Here is an 8,997-nt window from a genome sequence, read left to right on the forward strand (position 1 = left end):
ATGAGCAGCACCACCATCGAGACAGCCGCAGCCCGCCGGAGCGAGGTCTTCGCCGCCATCTCCTCCGCCAACGGCGCGGAGGACGCGGCGGAGGCGATCGCACACCTGCTGGCGGTGCCCGTCGACGAGGCACGCGAGGTACTGAAGACGCCACTGGAGGCGTTCGTCGGACACACGACCAACCACCCGGTCGGTGCGGGGCCACACGGCTTCGCCCTGTTCCCGTTCCGCGACACTGCAGACCACTCCGACCTCTACCATTCGCGCTCGTCGGACGAGACGTCCGCGACGGCCGGCGAGTGGGACCAGCAGAAGACGGAGGAGGAGCGAAAGGCGGGCCTGGCACGGATCGAGAGCGAGTCGGCGATGTGGTTCGTCGCCGTGGACACCTCCCGCGACCAACCGGTGGGCCTGGTCTTCGGCGAGCAGATCGACGACGGCGATGTCGACGTGGCCATCTGGATCCACCCCGACGAGCGCAAGAAGGGCTTCGGCCTGGCGGCACTCAAGGAGAGCCGACGCGAGTTGGCGGCGTTCTTCCCGGGCAAGCACGTGATCGTCCGCGCACCGCTGTCGAGCTCGAAGTGAGCGAGAGCCACCCCGGGGTGGAGACCGGCGTGGACGATCCCCGGCGCTCCAAGCCGTGGGTTCTCGGCGTCATCAAGGTGATGTCCCGGGTCAACACCTGGTCCTACCGCGTCTCCGGCGGCCGCATCGGCGGCAACTGGAGGGTGGGATCGGCACTCACGGCGCCGGTTCCGGTCTGTCTGGTGACGACGACGGGGCGCAGGTCCGGCGAACCGCGAACAGTGCCGCTGCTCCACCTCCCGGACGGTGACCGGGTCCTGCTGGTCGCCTCCCAGGGGGGACTGCCCACACACCCGCAGTGGTACCGGAACATCCTGGCGAACCCGGAGGTCACCATCCAGGTGGGGCGGAGGACCCGGGCCATGACGGCGAGGGAGGCGACCGCGGAGGAGCGCGCCGAGCTCTGGCCCCGACTCGTCGAGCGCTACACCGACTTCGCGTCCTACCAGGCCAACACGAGCAGGGTGATCCCGGTGGTGATCTGCGAACCGACCGGCTGACTGCGAGACCGCCGCCCCGGCCGGGGCCTCTCCTCTCGAGAGGCCCCGGCCGTTGTCGTGGCCCTGGATGTTCTCTTATTCCACTTACTGCTCGCGACGGCCATTTATCAGTCCATTATCACCTCATCCGTCACTTCAGTACCACTTCCTGAGCAAAACGTTGACACCCACTCAGCCTTAGAGGATTCTTATGCGCGTTAGAAGTCCGGACCCGGATCCGCAGGATCCAGTCGTCCGAGGGGTCACACCACCGAAAGGACCTCCCCCATGAACAAGCCCACCAGGGCCGCCGCGGTCGCGGCATCAGTACTCCTCGCCGCGTCCGGCGTCCACGGCACGGCCAACGCGCAGGATCTGGGCAGCATCATCGACGCGCTCGGCCCGATCACCGGCTCCATCGGAGACCTCGACGGGGGCTCGGCCGGCCTGGATCCGCTCAGCGGTTCCGCCGACCTGCCCGCTCTCAGCTCCGAGCCCCTCGCCGGGTCCACGGCCCTGCCGGGGAGCTCGGACCCGCTCGGCGGATCGGCTGAGCTGCCGGGCAGCTCGGACCTGCTCGGCGGATCGGCTGAGCTGCCGGGCAGCTCGGACCTGCTCGGCGGATCGGCCGCACTCCCGGGCAGCTCGGACCTTCTCGGCGGCTCGGCCGAGTTCGGCTCCACCGACATCGGCTCACTCGGCATGATGCCGCTGTCCACCGACCTCCTCGGCGGCTCCGCCGAGCTGCCCGCCTCCTCCGAGCTCCCCCCGCTGTCCACCGACCTGCTCGGCGGGTCTGCGGAGCTCCCGGGCAGCTCGGACCTGCTCGGCGGTTCGGCCGAGTTCGGCTCCACCGACATCGGCTCACTCGGGATGGCCCCGCTGTCCACCGACCTGCTCGGCGGCTCCGCCGAGTTCACCTCCTCGGACCTCGCTCCGCTGTCCACGCAGCTGGACCTGCTCGGCGGCTCGGCCGAGGTCGGCTCCACCGGCATGGCCCCCCTGTCCACCGACCTGCTCGGAGGGTCGGCCGAGTTCGGGTCGGCCGAATTCGGTTCCACCGAGGTCGGCTCGGCCGGCATGGCCCCGCTGTCCACCGACCTGCTCGGCGGCTCCGCCGAGTTCACCTCCTCCGACCTGGCGCCGCTCGTCGGATCGGTGGGCATGGCCCCGCTCTCCACCGAACTGCTGGTGGGCTCCGGGGACGTGGGATCGACCGGCATGACGCCGCTGTCCACGGAACTCCTGGGCGGCTCCGCCGAGTTCGGGTCGACGGAGATCGGCTCCCTCGGGATGACCCCGCTCTCGACGGAGCTCGATCTTCTCGGCGGTTCCGCCGAGTTCACCTCGTCCGATCTCGCGCCCCTCACCGGGTCCGAGGGCATGGGGTCGCTGGGTATGGCGCCGCTGTCCACCGAGCTCAACTTCCTCGGTGGGTCCGCGGAGCTCCCCCCGTTGTCCGCCAACTTCCCGGACGGTTCGACGGCCGGCATCGGCGGCTCCGCAGAGCTCGTCGGCGAAGGGATCGCCGGCTCGCTGACCAACGGGTCGGCCAATCAGCTCGCCGGCTCGGTGGAGAGCAACTCCGCCGACCCGATCATCGGGTCGATCGCCGAGGGCGGCATCCTGCCCGCGCTGTCCGGCTCCATCGAGGAGGTCTCCGGGTCCCTCTCGGGCAACAGCGGCTCCACGGGCCAGAGCTCGGACCTCATCACCGGCTCGACCGGCGGCAGCGCCGAAGTCCTGACCGGGTCCTTCGGAGAGCTCACCGCGGTCAACGGGTCGCTCACCGCGCTCACCGGTTCGCTGGAGAACGGTTCCCTGCAGGGCGTCGGATCGACGAACCTCGGATCGGCGATCGGCGAGGCCGGTTCCCTGGAGGCCGCCGCCAGCCTGGGTGGCGAGGGCGGTTCGGGGGTCGCACTCCTGCCGGTCCTCTCGCTGGGTGGCACGCTCGTACTCGCCGGCGCGGCGATCAACGGTGGCGTGGCGCTTCCCGCCCTGCCGCCGCTGCCGGGCCTGCCGCCGCTGCCCACGATCTGCGACCTCCCGCAGGAGCAGGTCGACCAGCTCGCGGGCGCCGGATCGGTCGACGCCCAGAACTGCCCGGATCCCGAGAACTGAGCACCTGACCCCGGGCGTTGATCCGGGCACGGAGCCCTGAACCGGGGCATGGCGAAGGAGCCCCGCACCATCACGGTGCGGGGCTCCTTCTCCGTTCCCTCGTCGGATGACCCCGACCCGGACCGGGCCGCTCGGCTCAGCGAGCGCCGTACACCGGCACCGGCGACGGGGACGCGGCGAGCAGTCGCGGCACCACGGATCCGAGCTCTGCCGGGTCCCACTTCGCGCCCTTGTCCTCGGTCGCGGCGCGCTGCCACCCGTCGCACACGGTGACCTTCCCGCCCTCGACCTCGAACACACGCCCGGTGACCTCATCCGACTCCGCCGACCCGAGCCACACGACCAACGGCGAGATGTTGGCGGGGTCCATCGCGTCGAAGGACCCGTCCTCGGGCGCCGCCATCTGTGACGCCATGCCCTCCCCGGCGGAGGTGGTCATGCGGGTACGAGCAGCAGGAGCGATCGCGTTGGCGGTGACGCCGTACCCCTTCATCTCCGCGGCGGTCTGGATGGTCAGCAGCGCGATTCCGGCTTTCGCGGTGGCGTAGTTCCCCTGTCCGACCGAACCGAAGAGCCCGGCCCCCGAGGAGGTGTTGATGACCCTGGCCCGGCGGGGGCGGCCGGCCTTCGATTCGGCGCGCCAGTACTCGGCGGCGTGCCGCAGCGGCGCGAAGTGACCCTTGAGGTGGACGTTGATCACGGTGTCCCAGTCCTGCTCCCCCATACCGACGAGCATCTTGTCCCGGAGGAAACCGGCGTTGTTGACCAGCACGTCGAGCCCCCCGAAGTGGTCGATCGCCTGGTGGACCAGTTCCCGTGCCCCGTCCCAGGAGGAGATGTCGTTCCCGTTGACCACGGCCTCACCGCCGGCGGCCCGGATCTCCTCCACCACCTGCTCGGCCGGGGATTCCCCCACGTCCGATCCGTCGAGGCCGGCGCCGAGGTCGTTGACCACGACCTTCGCGCCCTCTGCCGCGAAGGCCAGGGCGTGCTCCCGGCCGATTCCGCGGCCGGCGCCGGTGACGATGACGACGCGTCCGTCGCAGATTCCCATGGTTCTCCTCGATGTGTTGTTCGGCCTCGACGTGGTGTTCGCCGACGTGATGGCCGGGACTGTCAGGACGTGGTGTTGGCGTTGGACGCCGAGAGGAACGCCGGCTTCTCGCCGCCCCCGTGGACCAGGAGCTCGGCTCCGGTGATGTAGGCCGCCAGCGGCGAGGCCAGGAAGGCGGCCGCCTGCCCCACATCCCGCGGGTCGGCCATGCGACCCATGGGAATGGTGGCGTCGACCGCGGCGACGCCGTCGGAGTCCCCGTAGTGCATTTCGGCGAGTTCGGTCTTGACCGGTCCCACGACGACCGAGTTGATCCGCACCGCGGGCGCCCACTCGACGGCCAGGGACTGCGTCAGCGAGTCGATGCCCGCCTTGGCCGCGCCGTAGGACGCCGTTCCGGGTGAGGGCCGGTGTCCGGAGACCGACGAGATGTTGACGATCGCTCCTCCGGCCGGCTGCATCACCCGGCTCGCCTCCTGGGCCACCGTGAGCGCGGACAACAGGTTCAGCGCGACGATCTTGGCGTGGAAATTGGCGCTGGCATCGGCCGCCAGGGCGAACGGGGCACCGCCGGCGTTGTTGATCACGACGTCCAACCGACCGTGCCGATCCACGATCCGCTCCACCATCGCGCGAACCGCCTCGGGGTCCCGGAGATCGACCGAGTGGAACTCGAGATCGCCGACGTCGGACCCCTCGTCCGCGGGGCGCCGCGCGCAGGTGACGACGACGGCACCGGCTTCTCGGAAGACTCTGCTGATCCCCGCGCCGACGCCACGGACGCCGCCCGTGACGAGGACGACCCTGCCCGCCAGACCCAGATCGATGTGCGACATGCGTGCTAGCCTACCAAGCAAGCGTTTGGTCAGTCACCCGCCCGCTGAACCACAGCGGCGGCGTGCGAAGGGAGCACCATGGGCATCACCGTCGACAGGGGAGCAGACGGCATCGCGACCGTCACCGTCGACTTCCCCCCCGTCAACGCCATACCCTCGGCGGGGTGGTTCGAGCTCGGCGAGCAGATCCTCGCCGCCGGTCGCGACCCGGGGGTCCACGTGGTGATCCTCCGGGCCGAGGGCCGTGGGTTCAACGCCGGCGTGGACATCAAGGAAATGCAGAACTTCGAGGGCTTCGACCACCTGCTCGCCGCCAACCGCGGGTGCTACGTGGCCTTCAACGCGGTGTACGAGTGCGCGGTCCCCGTGATCGCCGCGGTGAACGGCTTCTGTGTCGGCGGCGGGATCGGGCTCGTGGGGAACGCGGACTGCATCGTCGCCTCCGACGACGCGGTCTTCGGCCTCCCCGAGGTGGACCGGGGAGCGCTCGGGGCCGCCACCCACCTGGCCCGAATGGTCCCCCCGCACATGATGCGCACCCTGTACTTCACCTCCCGCACCGTCACCGCGCAGCAACTGCACCAGTGGGGCACGGTCTACGAAGTGGTCCCCCGCGACCGGCTCGACGCGGCCGCCCGGGAGCTCGCCGAGACGATCGCCGCGAAGGACACCCGTGTGATACGGGCGGCCAAAGAGGCCATCAACCACATCGATCCCGTCGACGTGAAGTCCTCCTATCGGATGGAGCAGGGCTTCACCTTCGAACTCAACCTCGCCGGCGTGGCCGACGAGCACCGCGACGAGTTCGTCAAGAGCGGGACGAACCTGGATAAACGAGCCGATCGAGCCGAGAGGACGGGCGAGAACAAGTGACGACGACCCCCACCCCGCGCGACAAACGCACCAGTATCGACGAGGCCGTCTCGCGCCTGCGCAGCGGAATGACCATCGGTATCGGCGGATGGGGCTCGCGGCGCAAGCCCATGGCGCTCGTCCGGGCGATCCTCCGCCGGGAGGACCTCACCGACCTCACCGTGGTCTCCTTCGGCGGCCCCGACCTGGGGTTGCTCTGCTCAGCCGGGAAGGTCTCCAAGGCCTACTACGGCTTCGTGTCACTCGACTCCGCCCCGTTCTACGACCCGTGGTTCGCCCGCCGCCGCACCGAGGGCTCGATCGTCGCCCGCGAGATGGACGAGGGCATGGTCCGGGCCGGCCTCACCGCCGCCGCGCACCGCCTGCCGTTCCTACCCACCCGCGCCGGTCTCGGCTCGGACGTGTTCCGCTTCTGGGGGGACGAACTCAAGACCGTCGACTCGCCGTATCCGGCGGACGGACGGACCGAGACCCTCGTGGCGATGCCGGCCCTTCGGATGGACGCCGCGCTGATCCACCTGGACAAGGCCGACAGGCACGGCAACGCGGCCTTCACGGGCGTCGACGGGTACTTCGACGACCTCTACGCCATGGCCGCCGACACCGTCCTGCTCGAGGTCGACGAGGTCGTGGATTCCGCCGACGCGCTGATGACCGAGGTCGGTCCCCAACGCATGCTCCTCAGCCGCATGTTCGTGGACACCGTCTCCGAAGCCCCGAACGGCGCGCACTTCACCTTTGCCGGCGGTTACGGCCGCGACGAGGCGTTCCAGAAGCACTACGCCTCCTGTGCCAGGGACGACGCGTCGTGGGCGGACTTCGTCTCCGAGTTCCTGTCCGGGTCCGAGGAGGAGTACCAGAGGGCGGTCTCGGCGTTCGCGGAGAAGGCCGCCGCCGAGAAGGCCGCCGCTGCCGCAGACAAGGGAGCCACGCGATGACCGACCCCGCCACACAGCCCGCCACCACTCAGTCCATCAGCAGGGCCGAGTACTGCGCCATCGCGTGCGCGGAGATCTTCGCCGGCGCCGGGGAGATCTTCGCCTCGCCCATGACCCCGATGGCCACCATCGGGGCGCGGCTCGCGCGGCTGACCACCGAGCCGGACCTGCTCATCACCGACGGTGAGTACCGCTTCCTCGGCCAGACCCCGCCGCTGGGAAAGGTCATCGACTTCGAGGGATACATCCCCTTCCCCCGGGTGTTCGACGTCCTGCAGGCCGGCACCCGCCACGTGGTGATGGGCGCCAACCAGATCGACCGCTTCGGCAACCAGAACCTCTCCGCCTTCGGCGACGACGTCCAGAAGCCCTCGCGACAGATGTTCGGCCTGCGGGGTGCGCCCGGCAACTCGCTCAACCACGCGACCAGCTATTGGGTGGGCAAGCACTCCACCCGCGTCTTCACCGGGAAGGTCGACATCGTCTGCGGAGTGGGCTACGACCGGTACACCCCGGGGGACCCCGCCTTCCGGTACCACCACCTGCACCGAGTGGTGACAAACCTCGGCGTGTTCGACTTCGGCGGGACCGACCACGGGATGCGCGCGCTGAGCCTGCACCCGGGCGTCACCGCCGAGGAGGTCGCGGAGAACACCGGCTTCGAGATCGAGGGCCTGTCCGAGGCCGGCGTCACCCGCGATCCCTCGGCGGAGGAGCTGCGCCTCATCCGTGACGTGCTGGACCCCCGCGGGTTCCGCGACCGCGAGGTGCCGACCGCATGAGCGCGCCGACCATCGCCACGGCCTTCACCGAGCTGGTCGGGGTGGAGTACCCGATCGTCCAGACGGGCATGGGCTGGGTCTCCGGACCCGAGCTGACCGCGGCCACCGCCAACGCCGGAGGGCTGGGGATCATCGCTTCGGCCACGATGACGTATCCGGAGCTCGAGAACGCGATCCTTCGCACCAGGGAGCTGACCACCCGCCCCTTCGGGGTCAACCTCCGCGCCGATGCCGAGGACGCCGCCGAGCGATGCGAGCTGATGATCAGTCACGGCGTGAAGGTGGCGTCGTTCGCCCTCGCGCCCAAGCCCGAGTTGATCGCGCACCTCAAGGACAACGGCCTCGTCGTCATCCCCTCCATCGGCGCGGCGAAGCACGCCGTCAAGGTGGCCTCCTGGGGTGCGGACGCCGTGATCGTCCAGGGCGGAGAGGGCGGGGGGCACACCGGCCCCGTCGCCACGACGCTGTTGTTGCCCAGCGTCATCGACGCCCTCGGCGGTGCCGGCAACACCTCCATCCCGGTCATCGCCGGCGGAGGCTTCTTCGACGGCCGCGGCCTGGTGGCCGCGCTCGCCTACGGCGCCGCGGGCGTCGCCATGGGCACACGCTTCCTGCTCACCAGCGACTCCCGCGTCCCGGACGCGGTCAAGAGGCAATACCTGGACAAGGGACTCCAGGACACCGTCGTGTCCACCCGCGTCGACGGGATGCCGCACCGCGTCCTGCGCACCGGCCTGGTCGACGCCCTCGAGTCGGGCAGCCCCGTCAAGGGGATGCTCGCCGCGGTGCAGAACGCCAACAAGTTCAAGTCGATGACCGGTATGAAGTGGCAGACGCTCGCCCGGGACGGCCTCAACATGAAGAAGGCCTCCGACCGCACCTGGCAGCAGATCGTCATGGCCGCCAACACCCCGATGCTGCTCAAGGCCGGCCTGGTAGAGGGCAACACAGAGGCCGGCGTGCTGGCCTCCGGACAGGTCGTGGGCATGATCGAGGACCTGCCCAGCTGCGACGAGCTGATCCAGCGGATCATGACGCAGGCGCACGAGCGGCTGGAGGCACTGCGGGGCCACAGCTCGTAGTCCGGGTGTCGTCACCCCCGGGCGCATGGTCTTTCGATGATCGCCCCGGCGGACCACGCCTCGTTCACGCACGGCCTGATCCCCGCACCCGCCGACCACCGTGGTCGGCGGGTGCGGCCGTCTCGGCCAATCAGCGCTTCCTCAGGACTTTCTTGGCTTACGCTGAGAGCCGTTGTCCCCCACTCGGGGACCCCACCCCCGCACTCACAGGAGCACATGATGACCTCCCCCCGTACCGCAC

The 8,997-nt window shown here is 70.0% G+C and carries 9 protein-coding genes; 7 read left to right on the forward strand and 2 right to left on the reverse strand.

The window, feature by feature from the left end; all coding sequences use genetic code 11:
- From IY392_RS07390 to IY392_RS07400, 3 genes are all read left to right on the forward strand, one after another.
- Positions 1-588, forward strand: a complete 588-nt coding sequence (locus IY392_RS07390; protein WP_182613542.1) for a GNAT family N-acetyltransferase — start codon at positions 1-3, stop codon at positions 586-588.
- 80 nt (positions 589-668) lie between these two features.
- The gene (locus IY392_RS07395; RefSeq protein ID WP_194860885.1) at positions 669-1,088 is read left to right on the forward strand and encodes a nitroreductase family deazaflavin-dependent oxidoreductase; all 420 of its coding nucleotides are present in this window, start codon (positions 669-671) and stop codon (positions 1,086-1,088) included.
- A gap of 267 nt (positions 1,089-1,355) precedes the next feature.
- Positions 1,356-3,191, forward strand: coding sequence for a hypothetical protein (locus tag IY392_RS07400; protein ID WP_194860880.1), 1,836 nt, complete (start codon positions 1,356-1,358; stop codon positions 3,189-3,191).
- Positions 3,192-3,327: 136 nt separating this feature from the next.
- Here IY392_RS07400 and IY392_RS07405 read toward each other — a convergent pair whose 3' ends face one another.
- Together IY392_RS07405 and IY392_RS07410 are read right to left on the reverse strand one after the other, a co-directional pair.
- Positions 3,328-4,245 carry an SDR family oxidoreductase gene (locus IY392_RS07405; RefSeq protein ID WP_182613540.1) on the reverse strand — a complete coding sequence of 306 codons (918 nt, stop codon included), beginning with the start codon at positions 4,243-4,245 and terminating at the stop codon, positions 3,328-3,330.
- Between the two features lie 62 nt (positions 4,246-4,307).
- Positions 4,308-5,081 (reverse strand): SDR family oxidoreductase, encoded by a 774-nt coding sequence (locus tag IY392_RS07410; protein ID WP_194860881.1) that lies wholly within the window; start codon positions 5,079-5,081, stop codon positions 4,308-4,310.
- A 78-nt stretch (positions 5,082-5,159) separates the two neighbouring features.
- Here IY392_RS07410 and IY392_RS07415 point away from each other — a divergent pair, with 78 nt between their 5' ends.
- The 4 genes from IY392_RS07415 to IY392_RS07430 are packed head-to-tail and all read left to right on the forward strand — an operon-like array spanning position 5,160 to position 8,756.
- Complete coding sequence (locus tag IY392_RS07415) at positions 5,160-5,954, forward strand: enoyl-CoA hydratase family protein (RefSeq protein WP_194860882.1); 795 nt, start codon at positions 5,160-5,162, stop codon at positions 5,952-5,954.
- Positions 5,951-6,892 (forward strand): CoA transferase subunit A, encoded by a 942-nt coding sequence (locus IY392_RS07420; RefSeq protein WP_182613537.1) that lies wholly within the window; start codon positions 5,951-5,953, stop codon positions 6,890-6,892. Before IY392_RS07415 ends, IY392_RS07420 begins: the two co-directional genes overlap by 4 nt.
- Complete coding sequence (locus tag IY392_RS07425) at positions 6,889-7,674, forward strand: CoA-transferase subunit beta (RefSeq protein ID WP_194860883.1); 786 nt, start codon at positions 6,889-6,891, stop codon at positions 7,672-7,674. Before IY392_RS07420 ends, IY392_RS07425 begins: the two co-directional genes overlap by 4 nt.
- Positions 7,671-8,756 (forward strand): nitronate monooxygenase family protein, encoded by a 1,086-nt coding sequence (locus IY392_RS07430; RefSeq protein WP_194860884.1) that lies wholly within the window; start codon positions 7,671-7,673, stop codon positions 8,754-8,756. Before IY392_RS07425 ends, IY392_RS07430 begins: the two co-directional genes overlap by 4 nt.
- The last annotated feature ends 241 nt before the right edge of the window (positions 8,757-8,997 follow it).

Source organism: Dietzia sp. SYD-A1 (genome assembly GCF_015356725.1).
GTDB lineage: Bacteria > Actinomycetota > Actinomycetes > Mycobacteriales > Mycobacteriaceae > Dietzia.

Bases quoted from the DNA above. Each gene is read 5' to 3' on its own strand.
- IY392_RS07390 (WP_182613542.1), top strand. From the start codon at position 1: ATGAGCAGCACCACCATCGAGACAGCCGCAGCCCGCCGGAGCGAGGTC.
- IY392_RS07395 (WP_194860885.1), top strand. From the start codon at position 669: ATGTCCCGGGTCAACACCTGGTCCTACCGCGTCTCCGGCGGCCGCATC.
- IY392_RS07400 (WP_194860880.1), top strand. From the start codon at position 1,356: ATGAACAAGCCCACCAGGGCCGCCGCGGTCGCGGCATCAGTACTCCTC.
- IY392_RS07405 (WP_182613540.1), bottom strand. From the start codon at position 4,245: ATGGGAATCTGCGACGGACGCGTCGTCATCGTCACCGGCGCCGGCCGC.
- IY392_RS07410 (WP_194860881.1), bottom strand. From the start codon at position 5,081: ATGTCGCACATCGATCTGGGTCTGGCGGGCAGGGTCGTCCTCGTCACG.
- IY392_RS07415 (WP_194860882.1), top strand. From the start codon at position 5,160: ATGGGCATCACCGTCGACAGGGGAGCAGACGGCATCGCGACCGTCACC.
- IY392_RS07425 (WP_194860883.1), top strand. From the start codon at position 6,889: ATGACCGACCCCGCCACACAGCCCGCCACCACTCAGTCCATCAGCAGG.
- IY392_RS07430 (WP_194860884.1), top strand. From the start codon at position 7,671: ATGAGCGCGCCGACCATCGCCACGGCCTTCACCGAGCTGGTCGGGGTG.